A 16,478-nucleotide genomic window follows, 5' to 3' on the forward strand; every position below is an offset into this window, starting at 1 on the left:
GAGAGTTTTTACATCAGTGACAGGCTGCACGCCCACGGAACGTCGCTGCTGCCGATTTGACGCGAGGCGTCGGTGTCGGGAATTCGGTCTTCAGCTTATCAAGTGCCTGACAGGCCGAGTTCTTATCGCCCATAGCCAGCAGAGAAGCCGCAACACCCAGGAGGGAGTCCTGTGCTTTCGGCGTTTTCGGAGCTTTATTGTAGGCGTCGTAATAGGCGACTGCAGACTCACGATACTGCTTCTGCCCCGCTAGGGACTGAGCCAGCAGAAACTGAGAATCCATTTTACCCGAAGCGCTTTTGGCGGTCTTCACGGCAAAGCGTGCATTCGTTTCAGCATCTTCATACTTGCCAGCCTTGAGGGCAGCATTGCCGGCCTTCAAAGCTTCAAGAGCCGTTTTGGGGGCCTCATCGGAAGACGCAGGCGCTGTCTCTGCTGCTTTAGACGTGGCTACCGCAGCTCCGGCGGCGGCAGGAGCAGACGCTCCACCTCCACTGCCACCATTCTGGGAGGCGAACTGCATGTCAGAAATCTGCTTGGACAGATTGGCCTGCGTTTCCTTTTGCGCGTTGCTGAGCTGATCCAGCTCACCCCGCATCTGACGATTCTGCTCTTCGAGCGCAGCAACACGCTCGAGAAGCTGGGCGGTCATGTTGCCATCAGCTCCCGAAGAGGAGGAACCACGCGATGATGACGAACTGGGCGCAGGCAACGGCCCGCTGTTCTGGATCTGCGAAAGCTGCTGCCGCAATGAGGCAATTTCATCTTGAAGGGCAATCGCCTCGCGGGAGGAAATACCCCCACCATCTGACGCGTCCTGAGCCATGACTGGCAGGACAGGACAAAGCACAGAAAGCGCCGTTCCGAGCATGAAGGCACGGAGGGGACGGGACAGGGCCATGCAAGATCTCCTGAAACATGTTCGACGCCCGGCCTGAGCGCCCTCTCGCAATCACCGGCGAGTTCGGCTGATGAACAGTCTTAAAACAGAAACGGCCGGGGGATAAACTCCCCCGGCCGTTCAAACTGTCAGTCCGTCAGACGGATGACCTGGGTTCAGCGAACCGAGGTGATCGCGTTACGGTTCTGAGCCCATGAGGCTTCATCGTCACCGTCAGCCGTCGGACGATCCTTGCCGTAGGAAATCGTCGTGATGCGGGAAGCGCTCACGCCCTTGGCAACAAGGTAGTCACGAGCAGCATTCGCACGACGCTGGCCGAGAGCAATGTTGTATTCTTCGGTGCCGCGATCATCGCAGTTACCAGCGATCTGAACGCTGACCTGCGGATACTTCGCAAGCCATGCAACCTGCTTGTCCAGCGTTGCACGAGCTTCTTCAGAAAGCTGGGATACATTCAGCTCGTAGAAGATACGGTCGCCAACATTGGCAACCAGGTCAGCTTCGCTGCCCGGCGTCGGGCCGGCTTCCTGCGTGGCTGCGCCAGCACCGGTGCTGTTGCCCGTATCGGTTTTGCCGTCGGAGCAGGCTGCGAGAACAAGCGCCAGACCAAGCGCACCAAACACCTTGAACTTCATGTGTCTCAACCCTGAGAACGGTTCCGTATCAGAAACCGAAATGCGGCATATTGCCGCGTTGTTCCGGACCACACACCCTTCCACTCAGGAACGCTCAAGAATCCTTTACGAACTCTCTGCGAACCACTGGAAAAGCACTGGCCACTAGCGCCCATACCCATGACTTAAATCCGGGGTCAAGCATCCTGTGAGGGCCTACCCCCGAGCCAGAGAACGATTCTGTTTCGAAACTAGAAAATGCAACATAAATGTCACAGCAGTTAGACAGGAATGTGGCGGAATTCTGCCAGTTGTTTTGCTGAACATTCTTTAATCGTTTTATCCTCATGCAAGCCTTGCGTATCAGCCAAGCGCCGCATGCGGGGCACATTCAATCCGGGAGCTGAGGCGCTAAAGTCGATTTACAGAAGATGCGATGGAACGCCGGACTCTGACACCTGGAGAGAACGCCCAAAATCGACTCCGTTCAAACCCATTTTTTACGCATTTCATCAGGACAGATGTTTCGTGCCTCTGTGTGATCGAGCGAACGCTCCAGATCTGTTCAGGGCAAAATACTCCCCGTTGATCGTTGCCAACGGGGAGGGAAAAAAGCTGATCAGCCGTTCAGTGGAGACCAGGCTGGATCAGACGCACCTGTTGCCGTGCGAATTGGGCGCTCATTGAAGCCCGTGATGTCGATTGTACCGATGCCAGACGCAAACCCGGCACCGCCCGCACCCGAAGCGCTCTGACGGCAGAATGCCAGCACACGGCCATTCGGGCAGAACGTCGGAGACTCGACAGTAAAGCCCTGCGTCAGGATACGTTCACCCGTACCATCCGGGTTCATGACCCCCAGAGAGAAGCCACCATGCCCAATGCGGGTAAAGGCAATCAGATCGCCACGAGGTGACCAGACCGGAGATCCATACTGGCCAGAGCCATAGGAAATCCGGCGTGCACCACCGCCCGATGCCCCCATGATGTAAAGCTGCGGGCTGCCACCACGATCGGAGTTGAACACGATCTGGCTGCCATCCGGGCTGAAGCACGGGCTGGTATCAATCGCGCCACCAGAGCTGGTGATCTGATGCTTGCTGCGGGAAGCCAGATCCACAACAAAGATGTCAGATCCACCACCACGCGTTGCAGACAGAACAACGCGGCTTCCATCCGGAGAGAAGCGTGGCGCGAAGGAAATGCCATCAAACTCACCCAGCATCTGCTGACGGCCAGAGCCCAGATCAAACAGATACACGCGCGGACGGTTGTTCGCATACGACATGAACGCAACCTGATCGCGCGCCGGGTTGAAGCGCGGTGTCAGGGTCAGCCACTGGCCGCCTGTCAGCATCCGGGAATTGAACCCGTCCTGATCCATCAGCGCCAAACGGGTGATCTGATGACGGCGCGGACCTGTACGGGCAATATAAGCGATACGGGTATCGAAGTACCCCTTCTCGCCCAACATCCGCTCGTAAATCACGTCAGCAATAATATGTGCAATCCGGCGCCAGTTGGATGGCGACGCCGTATAGGCCGTACCCTGAAGCTGCTCACCGGCAACAACATTCCACAGACGCATCTCAACGCGAACGCTGCCCGAACCAACTGCACGTCCGGCAACAGCAGCGCGCGCGCCCTGAGCCTTGAGCGCACTGAAATCCGGCGTGCCACTGGGCGACACATCGCCTGTCATGACTTTGAACAGGCCAGTCCCAGCCAGATCGGAAGAAATGACACTGGAGATCTGCTCACCCATTCCGGCACCGAAGCTCGGAATGACAATAGGGATAGGCGCCTGACGGGCCTGATCAACAGTAATTTCAGCTTCCCCAGCCCCACCGGCCGCAGTTCCTTGCGCAAACGCGGAAAACGGGGTTGCAAGAAGACCACCAGCCGCGGCTGTGGCACCGAGGATGGAACGGCGCGACAGCAGCGCGCTCAGAGCATCAGCTTCGGAATCGGAAATGAAGGTCATGATGATTCCTCTAGGGTTTACGGCCTGAAGACAAAACGCAGCTGATGCGTCTGGCCTAGCAGGTTGGAAGGAATGGGGAGATGGGCACAGGTCGGGCTCAGAACCGCATCCCGCGCACGCTCGGCCAGCACACGATAGGATGGGTCTGACGCCATCTTCGCTGCCGTATCCGGAGCATACTTCACAAGACGCGCCTCACCCGTTGCATCCACCGTCACAATCAGATGCGCGACAAAGCTCGCATAGTTCCGCGCTTCCGTATCTTCCGTGTAGCAACGCCGCACGGAGCCACCGATCGCCTTCTGATCCGCCATAGACAGAGACTTTGTAATGTCCCCGTTCGGCACACCGCCGCCGTCTGGCGCACCACCCTGCGGCGGGTTGGCTTTCGCCTTGGGCGCATGCGTCTGCTTCTGGTCAGACCGGAAACTGTCCAGCGTCGCCAAAAGAGAATGACTGTCCGCCTGCGTATTCTTGGACGCATTCGGCTGGGTCAGATGCGAGAACTTCGGCGTATCCGGCAGCTTGTCAGCCTTCTGTGTCTGCGGGCTCGGGGGAGCCACCATTGCAGACTTAGACGGCGGAGACGGCTTCGGCGGAGACGCAGGAACAGGCTCAGGCGACGGCTCCGTGATTTTTGGCGGAAGCTTCGTCGGCGGCAGAGGCTGAGGTTTTGTCTCAGGCGTAGGCGGAACCGGCTGCGGCGGAGGTGGTGGCGGAGGCGGTTCTTCCGTCGGCGCCTTCAGAGGAGGCGTCGGAGACGGAGGAGCCTCGTTCTTCACGGGCGCAGGCGCAGGAGCCGGCTTGGGAGCCGGATGGTCAGCCTTGATGGGATGAGTGGGAGGCCCTGCCTCCTCAAATTCCATCTGCACCGCCGGAGGCTCCGGCGGTTCAGGTGGTTTCTCGAACGGGATCCGCACAACCAGGTACAGGATAAGTGCCGCATGGACACCGACTGAACCCAGAAGCGCGTTGCGAAAGCGACGCCTGTCCGAACGACGTGGACGCACCACTGCGGTGTCCTCTTACTGGCCGCTCTGAGGCTGCTGAGCCAGCAGTGCCACATGCGTAAAGCCGCCAGACGTAATCTGTCCCATGACCTGCATCACGCGACCATAGTCGATATGTGCATCAGCCCGGACAAAGATCCGATGGTTCGGATCGTTCTGGGACTGGACCTTGAGCTGGTCCACAAGCTGCTCGGGTGTGATCGGGTCTTCCCCCAGATACAACGAACCATCGTTGCGCAGGGAAACCGTGATCGGCTTGGTGTCAGCATTGACCGGGCTGGCATCCGTCTTGGGCAGATCGACATTGACGCCACTGGTCATCATCGGCGCCGTCACCATGAAAATGATGAGCAGCACCAGCATGACGTCCACAAGCGGCGTAACGTTGATCTCAGACGCGGGGCGCCGACGACGGCCACCCATACGCCCACCTCCTCCAGCGGACATCCCCATGGATCAGGCCTTCCCGCTGGACGTCTCGTCCGCACGTTCTTCCGACTGACGGGAAAGAATGGCGGCAAATTCGGTCCCGAACGCATCCATGCGGTCCGCGAACTTGTCCAGCGAGTTGCTGATGACGTTATAGGCCACATAGGCTGGGATAGCGGTCACAAGACCGATCGCCGTTGCGAACAGAGCTTCGGAAATACCCGGAGCCACAACGGAGAGGTTGGTGTTGTGCATGGCAGCGATCGAGCCGAACGCATGCATGATACCCCAGACCGTTCCGAACAGTCCGACGAACGGCGCAACCGGGCCAATCGTGGCAAGGAAAATCACGCGGCGACCCAGACGGTCGTTTTCGCGCGAAACGGTGATGTTGATGGCACGGTCGATACGGTCCCGCACGCCACCGCGCGCCAGATCAATTCCGACAATCCGTGCCGAACGACGCCATTCGCCCATGGCAGCGCCGAACACGGCGGCCATCGGGTGAGTCGGGCGTGCGCCATCAGATTCGTAAAGGTCGTCCAGCGAACCGCCGGACCAGAAACGGTCTTCAAATTCCGTTGCTTCGCGATTGACGCGACGCATCAGAAGGATTTTTTCCGCAATGATCGCCCACACGCCTGCACTGCACAGGACGAGCCCGACCATGACCAGCTTAACGACGATGGACGCGTGCAGGAACAGGTCCAGAGGCGACAGACCGGCCGCACCGACCGCCCCAAGCGCACTCGAACTTACCTCATGATCCACTGTTCTCTCCTGTCCAGATCCTGTCCCTTACGGGTCAGGACTCTCCATTGCACTTCGTGAGGAAACAGGAAAGTGGGTCAGACCTCTCCAGCCTCGAGTTTTCGAACAGCATCACACCACCGAGGCGGAATTTTGGCAGGTTTCATGGCTTCGGCAGAAAGACACGCCAGCTCTACGTCAATGACGACGGCGGTTTCGTTGCCATTCGTGCTGTTTCGAACAGTTTGTTCAAGTTTCAACCGCGTTGGCGTCATTGCAACCAGCGCTGTCTCGATTTCCATTTCATCATCGAGTCGCAACGGCGCGCGATAACGCACCCCAACCTGCCGCACGACAAACGCCAGACCAAAATCGCGCAGAAGCTCCGTCACCGAAGCCCCTGCATCGCGCATGGCTTCACTGCGCGCACGTTCCGCAAAGCCGAGATAGCGGGCATGATAGACGATGCCACCTGCATCCGTGTCTTCGTAATAAACCCGGAAACGGATCTTATGCGTTGCCATCAGTTTCTCCGCTCATTGGCAGTGGCTCTTCAGCCTGCCGTGTCGTCGTCGAGCCCGGACAGAAGATCAACCTGGCTCGCTGGCGGGTTCAGGCCCAGATGTCTCCACCCAGCCTCACCCAACATGCGCCCCCGAGCTGTCCGCAGGATGAGCCCCTCCTGAATCAGATAAGGCTCGATGACGTCTTCCAGTGTGTCACGCGCCTCTGCCAGACCGGCAGCCAGCGTCTCGACACCCACAGGACCACCATGGTGATGCTCTGCGATACGCTGAAGATAGCGGCGGTCCATCGCATCCAGACCGCGCTCATCAACTTCAAGACGGGAAAGTGCGGCATCGGCCGTCGCGCGATCAATGATCGGCTTCTTCGCGACAAGCGCAAAATCCCGAACACGGCGCAGAAGACGGCCCGCGATACGGGGCGTGCCGCGAGAACGACGGGCAATTTCCTCTGCTCCGTCATCATTCAGATGAACCCCGAGCTTCGTGGCGCCCCGTGATACGATCGCCCGCAGTTCTTCCGGCGTGTAGAACACCAACCGCAAAGGGATACCAAAACGATCCCGAAGAGGCGTTGCCAACAAACCTGCACGGGTTGTTGCAGCTACAAGCGTGAACGGCGCCAGATCAATCCGCACCGAACGTGCTGCCGGTCCTTCCCCGATAATCAGGTCGAGCTGGAAATCTTCCATCGCCGGATAGAGAATTTCCTCGATCGCCGGCTGAAGACGATGAATTTCATCGATGAACAGCACATCACGAGGCTGAAGATTTGTCAGGATTGCCGCAAGGTCTCCAGCGCGCTGAATCACTGGCCCAGACGTCGCCCGAAATCCAACGCCCAGTTCACGCGCTACAATCTGCGCCAGCGTGGTCTTGCCCAGACCTGGCGGTCCATGCAGCAACACGTGATCCAGGGCATCCCCACGGGCCTTTGTTGCTTCGATGAAGATGGCCAGATTTTCACGGCTTGCTTTCTGCCCTGTAAAATCCGCGAGCGTTTCAGGCCGCAAGCCGCCTTCGGCAATATCGTCCGGCAGGCGTGCGGCGTCCGTTTCACGAAATTCGCTCATCGGGCGAGATCCTTCAGGCAAAGGCGAATTGCCAGATCAAGCGAGGCATTTTCGTTTTCGGCCAGAACACGACTGAGAACAGGCCAGGCCTCTGCCCGCCGAAAGCCGAGACCAGCCAGAGCCAGAAGCGCATCATTCTCGACGTTTGGCCCGGTCACTACGCCTGGCATCGGGGCGGACGCGCCACCACCGGGCATCTTGGCGACTTTGTTGCGAAGTTCGCTCAGAATTCGATCAGCTAGACGAGGGCCGACACCTGCCGCCCGCGTCAGAGAACCACGATCGCCGGCATTGATTGCCAAGAGAAGCTCACCGGGAGAGTTGGCCGAAAGGATCGCTAGCGCGACCTTGGCGCCCACACCTTGCACAATCGTCAACAGGCGGAACCACTCGCGTTCGTCCGTTGTCACGAACCCATACAGAAGGATCGCGTCTTCCCGAACGACGGTTTCGATCAGAAGACGCACAACTTCTGGAGGCTGCGGAACAGATGAGAGTGTGCGTGTTGACGCTGACACCACATAACCCACACCATTGACGTCAACGATGCAGCGCTCTCCTTCGATCTGCCCGACGAGCCCTGTAAGCTGTCCAATCACGCCATCCGCCTTCCAGCCGTTACATAGGCCGCGCTTGCACGATAATGAGCATGGCAGATCGCTACAGCCAGCGCGTCCGAAGCGTCGGCCTTGTAGATGGCGACGCCAGGCAGCAGCCGCTTCACCATCATCGTGACCTGCTCCTTCGTGGCAGACCCGGTTCCCACAACAGATTTCTTGACTGTCATAGCGCCATATTCCGCTACCGGAAGGCCTTCGTAAGCGGGCGTCAGGAGTGCCACGCCACGGGCATAACCGAGTTTGAGCGTGGAAGAGCCATTGCGGTTTACGTAAGTTTCCTCAACCGCTGCTTCGGCGGGAGCATACTCACGGATCAGATTCTGGAGTTTCCCGTGCAACTCACAGAGCCGCAGGGGAACCGATTCATGACCATCCGTCGCAATCACACCAGAGGCCACATGCTTCAGGCGGTTGCCCTCCACATCAATAATTCCCCAGCCCATGAAACGCAGGCCGGGGTCTATTCCCATCAAACGGATCAAGCGGCGAGCGCCTGCGCCACATCGTCTGGAAGATCAAAGTTGGCGTAAACAGCCTGAATATCGTCGTTATCTTCCAGAACGTCGATCAGCTTCAGAACTGTCCGGGCCTTCTCTTCATCCAGAGAAATGCTGTTTTCCGGGCGCCAGTCGAGCTTGGCGGACTGTGGCTCGCCGAAACGACCTTCAAGAGCGTCACGCACTGCGAAGAAGTTCTCCATCTCGCAGGTGATCTCGTGCCCTTCCTCGGTCAGCACGGCATTATCCGCACCAGCCTCAATGGCGGCTTCCAACATCTCGTCTTCCGAGGCGGCATCAACCGGATACGTCACAACACCCAGACGCTGGAACATGAAAGACACGGAGTTCGATTCACCCAGCGAACCGCCATGCTTGGAGAACGCTGCCCGAACTTCACCGGCCGTCCGGTTCCGGTTATCGGTCAGTCCTTCGACGATGATCGCCACGCCAGCCGGGCCGTAGCCTTCGTAGCGCACTTCCACATAGTCTTCGCCACCAGCAGCGCCAGATGCTTTCTTGATGGCACGCTCGACATTGTCTTTCGGCATATTTGCTTCACGCGCTGCGGTAACAGCAGCACGCAGACGCGGGTTGGATGCCGGGTCAGGCAGACCGGACCGCGCTGCAACCGTGATTTCACGCAGGATCTTGGCGAACTGCTTGGCGCGCTTGGCATCCTGCGCACCTTTACGGTGCATGATGTTCTTAAACTGTGAATGACCGGCCATCGGTCGCTCCTTCCTCTACGGGTGTCAGAGGCTCAGACGAGCCTGCCATGACAGTGTTTGAACTTCTGGCCCGAGCCACACGGGCAAAGCGCATTGCGCGGCGTTTCTTCATACCACTGCTGAAGCGTCGCTGCATCTGGCTCGTTAACTGAACCCGCGGCCGCCAATTGTGCCTGCGGCGCTGCAAAGCTCACAACAGGCTCTGGCTGCGTCAGTGCGGGCGCTGCTGGGGGCGCTTCAAAGCTTTCATGGTGTGCTGAGCTGTCGACCACCGGATACGGCGGGGGCTCACTCACAGCCTGGATCCGGCACATCGTCTGCGTCACACGCAGGCGCATGTCATCCAGCATCGCCGTGAACATCTGGAAGGCTTCCTGCTTGTATTCGTTCAGCGGATCCCGCTGACCATACGCACGCAGGCCGATACCCTGGCGAAGCTGATCCAGCCCATGCAGATGCTCTTTCCAGACGGCATCGAACGTGGTGAGAACAACCTGCTTCTCGATCATGCGCATGAGGTCCGGCCCCATGTTGGCCGTCCGGGCAGCCTGAGCCTTCTGGGCTTCAGCTTCCACGCGCTCGATCACGCTGTCAGCGTCCATGCCGTCTTCCTTCGCCCAGTCAGCGATCGGAAGTTCAAGATTCAGGACGCGGGAAATTTCAGCCGTGAGCCCAGCCGTATCCCAAGCCTCGGCAAAGGATTTCTCAGGAATGTGGGCGTGAACCAGATCTTCAACGGTGTGCAGGCGCAGTTCCGCAATCACACCCGACAGATCTTCGGACGACATATATTCCTTGCGCTGGGAATAAACTTCCTTGCGCTGGTCATTCATGACGTCGTCGTATTTCAGCGTGTTCTTGCGCATGTCAAAGTTACGGGCTTCAACGCGCTTCTGAGCCTTCTCGACGGCCTTGTTCAGCCAGGGGTGAACAATCGCCTCCCCTTCCTTCAAACCCATCTTCTGCATCATCGCGCCCATACGGTCGCCAGAGAAAATGCGGATCAGATCGTCTTCGAGGGACAGGAAGAAGCGGGAATTCCCCGGATCGCCCTGACGTCCCGAACGGCCACGCAACTGGTTATCAACACGACGGCTCTCATGACGCTCCGTACCGATGACATATAGCCCGCCGGATTCATGAACCGCGCCATGATTGGCTTCAACGGCTGCACGGATTTCTTCGGTGATGCGCGCACGCTCTGCGTCATCCTCGATCCCATCCGTGTAAGCATGGATCAGCATCTCGATGTTGCCGCCCAGTTTGATGTCCGTTCCACGACCCGCCATGTTCGTGGCAATCGTAATCGCACCCGGAGCACCAGCCTGCGCGATGATGCTGGCTTCTTTCTCATGATGACGCGCATTGAGCACGCTATGCTTGATGCCGCGCTGATCCAGAATGCTGGAAAGGTACTCGCTTCTTTCGATGGACGTCGTACCCACCAGGATTGGCTGCCCCTTGGCGCTCACTTCCTGGATGAGATCTGCAACGGCGTTATATTTTTCGCCCGCAGTCAGATAGACTTCATCGTCCGTATCAATCCGCTTGACGGCACGGTTCGTCGGGATTTCAACAACCGTCAGGTTATAGATTTCCGCAAACTCATCCGCCTCCGTCATGGCCGTACCCGTCATGCCGGAAAGTTTCGGATACAGGCGGAAGTAGTTCTGGAATGTGATGGATGCGAGCGTCTGGTTTTCCTGCTGGATCTCGACGTGCTCTTTCGCTTCCAGCGCCTGATGCAGACCATCGGAATAACGACGGCCATCCATCATACGTCCGGTGAATTCATCAATGATGATCACCTTGCCGTCACGGACGATGTAATCAACATCCCGCGTAAACAGCGTATAGGCGCGAAGCGACTGCTGAACGTGGTGAACGACTGCCACGTTATGAATGTCGTACAGACCACCTTCCTGCAGAACACTGTCCTGATTCAGGAGTTCTTCGATACGGTGTGAACCAGCTTCCGTCAGCGTAACACTGCGCAGCTTCTCATCCTTATCGTACGCTTCCGGCTCCAGCACCAGCTTGGCTACAACAGCATCCACCGTCCGATAAAGGTCGGAGCTGTCATCTGCCGGGCCAGAAATGATCAGGGGCGTCCGGGCTTCGTCGATCAGGATGCTATCCACCTCATCCACGATCGCGTGGTTGAACGGACGCTGCACCATATCGCCGAGCGAATATTTCATATTGTCGCGCAGATAATCGAACCCGAACTCGTTGTTCGTTCCGTAAGTAATATCTGCCGCGTAAGCTTCACGACGTTCTTCATCCCCCAGATTCGGGATGATCACGCCAGTTGTCAGGCCGAGGAAGCTGTAAAGAACAGACATTTCCTCGGCATCACGGCGGGCCAGATAATCGTTCACCGTCACAACATGCACGCCCTTGCCGGACAGCGCGTTCAGGTAAACAGCCAGCGTCGCAACAAGGGTCTTGCCCTCACCGGTCCGCATTTCCGCAATGCGACCGTCATGCAGAACCATCGCACCGATCAGCTGCACGTCAAAATGACGCTTGCCCAGAACGCGGCGGGAGGCCTCACGGCAGACGGCAAAAGCTTCAGGCAGCAGTTTATCAAGGGTTTCGCCTTGGGCGACCCGCTCCTTGAACTCTATAGTCTTGTGCTGAAGCTGCTCGTCACTGAGCCCCTGAACCGTGGGCTCCAGAGCGTTGATCTCCGGCACACGGCGCTGATACGCCTTGAGCGAACGATCATTGGCGGAGCCGAAAAGGGCGCGTGCGAGGCGTGCGAACATGCTGAACCTTGAGATGCCGAGCACCCGGCCGGAAAAGCTCTTTCCACCATCGGAAAGACCTCCCAAACCGGGCAATGACGATTTTCACGTCAGGTGGAGATAGGACCCGTGTGCCCATGGGTCAATGGAGAGGGACCAGAGAAGGCCCTCAAAATACCCATTTCCGTTACGTGACGGAATGGTAAGGGTGCGCGCACTTGCAGGGTTGAGCGGCCTTTGTCATGGTGCAGTCCATTCGGTTTTTCTTATTCTTTATGGTCCGAGGTATTTTCATGCGGCTTTCCCGCTCCACTCTCGCCTGTGCAGCTCTTCTGGCTGGCACGTCGGTTTCGGCTCCCCTCGCATTTGCTGCTCCGGCCGCACCTGCTGCAACCGCTCCGGCCCCGGCTGCTGCACCTGCTCCGAACCCGGACATGGTGATTGCAACCGTTAACGGCGAAAAAATTACCTTGGGTGACGTTCAGCAGGCTGCTGGCAACCTGCCGCCGCAGGCTCGTCAGCTTCAGCCGTCCATGCTGATCCCGCTGCTGGTCAACCAGCTCGTTGATCAGAAGGCAATCCAGATTGCCGCTGGCAAGGAAGGCCTGACCAACAAGCCTGAAGTCAAGGAAGCCATGCAGAACGCCGCCAACAGCGCGCTGCAGAATGCTTATCTTGAAACCAAGGTTGGCCCGCAGATCACGGATGCTGCCCTGCACGACTATTATCAGACGCATTACGCCAACCAGAAGCCAGAGCAGGAAGTCCACGCTCGCCACATCCTCGTGGAGACGGAAGCACAGGCCAAGGACATCATTGCCCAGCTCAACAAGGGTGCTGATTTCGCCAAGCTTGCTGGCCAGCTGTCCAAGGACAAGGGCTCCGCTGGTGCCAATGGTGGCGATCTGGGCTGGTTCAAGAAGGGCGACATGCTGCCGGCTTTCTCTGAAGCCGCTTTCTCCATGAAGCCGAACACAATCTCCCAGACGCCGGTTCACACGCAGTACGGTTACCACGTGATCCAGGTTCTGGGCTCCCGCACGGCTCCGATCCCGAGCTTTGACCAGATCCATGACCAGGTCCGTCAGGAACTGATCCGCGAGAAGGTTCGCCAGATCGTTCAGCAGGCTGAATCCCAGGTGAAGGTTGTTCACTTCGACGCACAGGGCAAGCCGGTCACGGCCGCTCCGGCACCGGCTCCAGTCAAGAAGTAAGACCATGGCAAAGCCGATCCCTGTCTCTCCGCTGGCCCGTCCTCTCCCGGACCTTTCAACGGTTGCTGGTGTTCGGCTTTCCGCCGTCGCCGCGGGCGTCCGCTATCAGGGACGAACAGACCTGATGCTCGCGGAATTTGTCCCCGGCACGATTGTTGCAGGCGTTTACACCAAGAACGCCTGCCCTGGCGCACCCATCCTGTGGTGCCGCCAGGCTCAGACAACTCCCTATGCGCGCGCTCTTCTGGTCAATGCCGGAAACGCCAACGTCTTCACAGGCCGGGCCGGAATTCAGGCCTGCGAAGACTGTGCAGACGCGGTGAGCAAGCTGCTCGACTGCCCCCCGCAGGACGTTTTTCTCTCATCGACAGGCGTCATTGGGGAAAAACTTCCACAGGACAGAATTATTGCTGCCCTGCCCGCCGCACAGGCTGGCCTCGCGGAAGATAACTGGGCACAGGCTGCCCGCGCCATCATGACGACGGACACCTTCCCCAAGGCCGCACGTCGTGACGTGACGATTGGTGGCAAGCCGGTTCGGCTTCAGGGTATTGCCAAGGGTTCTGGAATGGTCGCCCCCGACATGGCCACGATGCTGGCCTATGTCGCGACGGACGCGAAGCTTCCTCAGAATGTTCTCCAGTCCCTTCTGGCCTCTGGCTGCGCACAGAGCTTCAATTCCATCACAGTCGATTCGGACACCTCCACGTCAGACACCCTGATGCTGTTCGCAACCGGCCTGGCCGATAATCCGGCCGTTGATGACGTCAACGATCCCGCTCTCGCCGAATTTACCCTCGCCCTGAATGACCTGCTTCTGGAGCTTGCCCTGCTGGTTGTCCGGGATGGCGAAGGGGCGACGAAGCAGATCCGCGTTGAAGTCACCGGTGCTGACTCCAATCTTTCCGCACATCGCATTGCGCTCTCAATTGCCAACTCGCCACTGGTCAAAACGGCCATCGCTGGTGAAGACGCAAACTGGGGCCGTGTCGTGATGGCTGTAGGCAAGAGTGGTGAACCCGCAGACCGCGACCTTCTGTCCGTTGCCATCGGCGGAACCTGGATCGCGCGCGATGGTGGCGTTGTCGAGAACTACGATGAAGCCCCCGTCGTCGCACACATGAAGGGCCAGGACATCGAAATTACAGTCGATATGGGGCTTGATGATGGACAGGCCCGCGTGTGGACGTGTGACCTGACGCATGGCTACATCGACATCAATGGTTCTTACCGCAGCTAGAGCGATCAACACGAGAGCGGGAGCGGGGGTTGTGCAGCCCTCCGCCTCCCGTTAGCACAGGTATCGCTCCAATTGGCGGGCGCTTGGTATGAGGAAACTGTCCATGTCTGCTGCAACTCGTGTCGTTGTTCTCGGTGGCGGTGTCGGAGGTCTTGAGGCTGCTACGGCCCTTGGTCGCCGAAACAACATAGCCGTGACACTCGTTGACCGCAGCCCGGTCCATTACTGGAAGCCTTCCCTGCATGAATTTGCAGCAGGCACGATGCAGCACGACGGCAACTGTATTCCTTTCACAGAAACTGCTGGAAAATTCGGTTTCAGCTTTGTCCAGAGCCTGCCCACCGCCGTTGACCGTACCGCTCAGACAGTTACGCTCGAAAACGGGAGCGCCCTCCCCTACGACTATCTGGTTGTGGCGCTGGGTTCCCGCGCCAATGATTTTGGCATTCCAGGCATTCTCGATCATTGTCGCTTCATTGACAGCCTCAATGACGCAGACACTCTGTACTCCGAATTCCGCAAGGCCCTCCAGGCAGCACGCGCGGCTGGTCAGAAGCTGAGCCTCGGGATTGTCGGCGGTGGCGCCACGGGTGTTCAGCTCGCTGCCGAGCTTTGCAAAGCCATTGATGAAGCCCCCGGCCTTGGCCCGTCAGTTCGCAAAACGGGTCTTGATGCTGTCCTGATTGAAACCGGGCCGCGCATCCTTCCCGCCTTCCCGGAAGCCGTGTCCACGGCGGCAGCCAGCCAGCTCGAAAAGCTTGGCATTTCTGTGCGTACGGGCGCCATGGTTGTTGGCGCAGACGAGCATGGCTTTAATCTCAAGTCTGGCGAGCAGATTCCTGCGACCCTTCGGGTCTGGGCTGCCGGTGTTCGCGCCTCTGATGCCACAGGCCTCTTTGATGGCCTGGAACGCGGCCGTGCAGGGCAGCTTGGCGTGACACAGACGCTTCAGACAACTGAAGATGCCAAGATCTTTGCGATTGGCGACTGCGCCCGCATTGACGCCGCACCAGTGGCCCCAACGGCTCAGGCTGCCCGCCAGCAAGGCCAGTATGTGGGGCGCGTTTTGCCGCAGATCGTTGCGGGCCAGACACCTGCACCATTCGTCTATAATGATCGCGGCGCCGTCGTGGCCCTCGGCGATTATAACGGCTGGGGTATGCTGGATGCTAATCGCAGCTTCGGTGGCGGTCTGGTGTCTGGTCTGTTTGCGCGCCTTATTCATGAAGGGCTGTACCGCCAGCATCAGGCTGGTATCGTGGGCCTGGTAAAGACGGCTTGCACAACGGTGAAAGAGCATCTTTCTCCCGTTAAGCCAGACCTCGGCGCCTGAAATCGCCCGACAGATGTGACCGTCGGGCCGTGGCATCACCAAGTGAGCGGACATGACCGACGCACATCTGCCTTCCACGTTCGATCAGACCATGCAGCGGGTCGAAAACGTCCTGTCTGACAAGGGCTTCAAATTCCTCCAGGCGGATACCATGCGTCCGCTTCTGGAGCACGAAGGCCTGACAGACTGGGACAGTTTTGCCGCCAGCTGGAACGACCTCGGCCTTGATCTTTACATGGCCGATGGAGGCCGATACCGCCGCCGTCGCTATGCGACCTTTACGGTCAGTTCCGAAAACATCACACGCAAACCAAATCAGCCCCACTATCAGAGTCGGGATCACAACCTGCTCAATGGCGGTATCGAACGCTGGTTCGGGCCGATTGAAGACGCGATTGCCACTCATCCGGCCATGCTGGCAGCCATTCGGACAATTGGCCGATTCGCAGATGCCCTAACACCCTCCGAATCACGGCCCGAAACGTGGCATGCAGAGGTTCACCAGTTCCGGATTGAAGCCAATCCTGACAGTGAAGGGCGTCCCACCCCGGAAGGCATGCATCGCGACGGTGTGGACTGGGTGCTCGTCCTGATGATCGGCCGCCACAACGTTGAGCAGGGTGTGACGACAATCCATGATGACCAGAAAGATCTTCTGGGCTCATTCACCCTGACCAAGCCATTTGATGCCGCGATCGTGGACGATCATCGCGTTTACCATGGCGTTACAGCCGTCACCCCACAGGATGCAGACAAACCTGCCTATCGTGATGTGCTGGTTATCACCCTTCGCCACGAATAAACCTGA

At 58.5% G+C, this 16,478-nt stretch carries 16 protein-coding genes; 4 read left to right on the top strand and 12 right to left on the bottom strand.

Annotated elements, in window-relative coordinates; genetic code table 11:
* Window positions 1–13: 13 nt before the first annotated feature.
* The 12 genes from M2305_RS03460 to secA all read right to left on the bottom strand — a co-directional run bounded on the left by M2305_RS03460 (window position 14) and on the right by secA (window position 11,904).
* Window positions 14–901: a tetratricopeptide repeat protein gene (locus M2305_RS03460; RefSeq protein WP_264648582.1), complete on the bottom strand. Its 888-nt coding sequence runs from the start codon at window positions 899–901 to the stop codon at window positions 14–16.
* A gap of 155 nt (window positions 902–1,056) precedes the next feature.
* The gene (pal, locus tag M2305_RS03465; protein WP_046899934.1) at window positions 1,057–1,536 is read right to left on the bottom strand and encodes a peptidoglycan-associated lipoprotein Pal; all 480 of its coding nucleotides are present in this window, start codon (window positions 1,534–1,536) and stop codon (window positions 1,057–1,059) included.
* Between the two features lie 598 nt (window positions 1,537–2,134).
* Window positions 2,135–3,499, bottom strand: coding sequence for a Tol-Pal system beta propeller repeat protein TolB (tolB, locus tag M2305_RS03470; RefSeq protein WP_264648583.1), 1,365 nt, complete (start codon window positions 3,497–3,499; stop codon window positions 2,135–2,137).
* Between the two features lie 17 nt (window positions 3,500–3,516).
* On the bottom strand, window positions 3,517–4,512 hold the full coding sequence (locus M2305_RS03475) for a hypothetical protein (RefSeq protein ID WP_046899936.1): 996 nt from the start codon (window positions 4,510–4,512) through the stop codon (window positions 3,517–3,519).
* Between the two features lie 12 nt (window positions 4,513–4,524).
* The gene (gene tolR / locus M2305_RS03480) at window positions 4,525–4,962 is read right to left on the bottom strand and encodes a protein TolR (protein ID WP_046899937.1); all 438 of its coding nucleotides are present in this window, start codon (window positions 4,960–4,962) and stop codon (window positions 4,525–4,527) included.
* Window positions 4,963–4,965: 3 nt separating this feature from the next.
* Window positions 4,966–5,709, bottom strand: coding sequence for a protein TolQ (gene tolQ / locus M2305_RS03485; protein ID WP_046899938.1), 744 nt, complete (start codon window positions 5,707–5,709; stop codon window positions 4,966–4,968).
* Between the two features lie 77 nt (window positions 5,710–5,786).
* Window positions 5,787–6,212 carry a tol-pal system-associated acyl-CoA thioesterase gene (gene ybgC, locus M2305_RS03490; protein WP_046899939.1) on the bottom strand — a complete coding sequence of 142 codons (426 nt, stop codon included), beginning with the start codon at window positions 6,210–6,212 and terminating at the stop codon, window positions 5,787–5,789.
* A gap of 29 nt (window positions 6,213–6,241) precedes the next feature.
* Window positions 6,242–7,285, bottom strand: coding sequence for a Holliday junction branch migration DNA helicase RuvB (gene ruvB, locus M2305_RS03495; protein WP_046899940.1), 1,044 nt, complete (start codon window positions 7,283–7,285; stop codon window positions 6,242–6,244).
* Window positions 7,282–7,884, bottom strand: coding sequence for a Holliday junction branch migration protein RuvA (gene ruvA, locus M2305_RS03500; RefSeq protein WP_264648584.1), 603 nt, complete (start codon window positions 7,882–7,884; stop codon window positions 7,282–7,284). Before ruvA ends, ruvB begins: the two co-directional genes overlap by 4 nt.
* Complete coding sequence (gene ruvC, locus M2305_RS03505; protein ID WP_264648585.1) at window positions 7,881–8,387, bottom strand: crossover junction endodeoxyribonuclease RuvC; 507 nt, start codon at window positions 8,385–8,387, stop codon at window positions 7,881–7,883. Before ruvC ends, ruvA begins: the two co-directional genes overlap by 4 nt.
* Window positions 8,384–9,133 (bottom strand): YebC/PmpR family DNA-binding transcriptional regulator, encoded by a 750-nt coding sequence (locus M2305_RS03510; protein ID WP_046899943.1) that lies wholly within the window; start codon window positions 9,131–9,133, stop codon window positions 8,384–8,386. Before M2305_RS03510 ends, ruvC begins: the two co-directional genes overlap by 4 nt.
* A gap of 32 nt (window positions 9,134–9,165) precedes the next feature.
* Window positions 9,166–11,904, bottom strand: coding sequence for a preprotein translocase subunit SecA (gene secA, locus M2305_RS03515; protein WP_264648586.1), 2,739 nt, complete (start codon window positions 11,902–11,904; stop codon window positions 9,166–9,168).
* A gap of 272 nt (window positions 11,905–12,176) precedes the next feature.
* On the opposite strand from secA, the gene M2305_RS03520 reads away from it, so the two are divergent.
* From M2305_RS03520 to M2305_RS03535, 4 genes are all read left to right on the top strand, one after another.
* Window positions 12,177–13,097 carry a peptidylprolyl isomerase gene (locus tag M2305_RS03520; RefSeq protein WP_099211107.1) on the top strand — a complete coding sequence of 307 codons (921 nt, stop codon included), beginning with the start codon at window positions 12,177–12,179 and terminating at the stop codon, window positions 13,095–13,097.
* A gap of 4 nt (window positions 13,098–13,101) precedes the next feature.
* Entirely contained in the window at window positions 13,102–14,337 is a 1,236-nt protein-coding gene (argJ, locus tag M2305_RS03525; protein ID WP_211501945.1) for a bifunctional glutamate N-acetyltransferase/amino-acid acetyltransferase ArgJ, read from the top strand.
* Between the two features lie 103 nt (window positions 14,338–14,440).
* Window positions 14,441–15,670, top strand: coding sequence for an NAD(P)/FAD-dependent oxidoreductase (locus M2305_RS03530; protein WP_264648587.1), 1,230 nt, complete (start codon window positions 14,441–14,443; stop codon window positions 15,668–15,670).
* A 52-nt stretch (window positions 15,671–15,722) separates the two neighbouring features.
* A complete protein-coding gene (locus M2305_RS03535) occupies window positions 15,723–16,472 on the top strand; it encodes a 2OG-Fe dioxygenase family protein (protein ID WP_046899947.1) in 750 nt (249 codons plus the stop codon).
* Window positions 16,473–16,478 lie beyond the last annotated feature (6 nt).

The sequence above is a fragment of the Gluconobacter cerinus genome (assembly GCF_025961355.1).
Classification (GTDB): Bacteria; Pseudomonadota; Alphaproteobacteria; order Acetobacterales; family Acetobacteraceae; genus Gluconobacter; species Gluconobacter cerinus.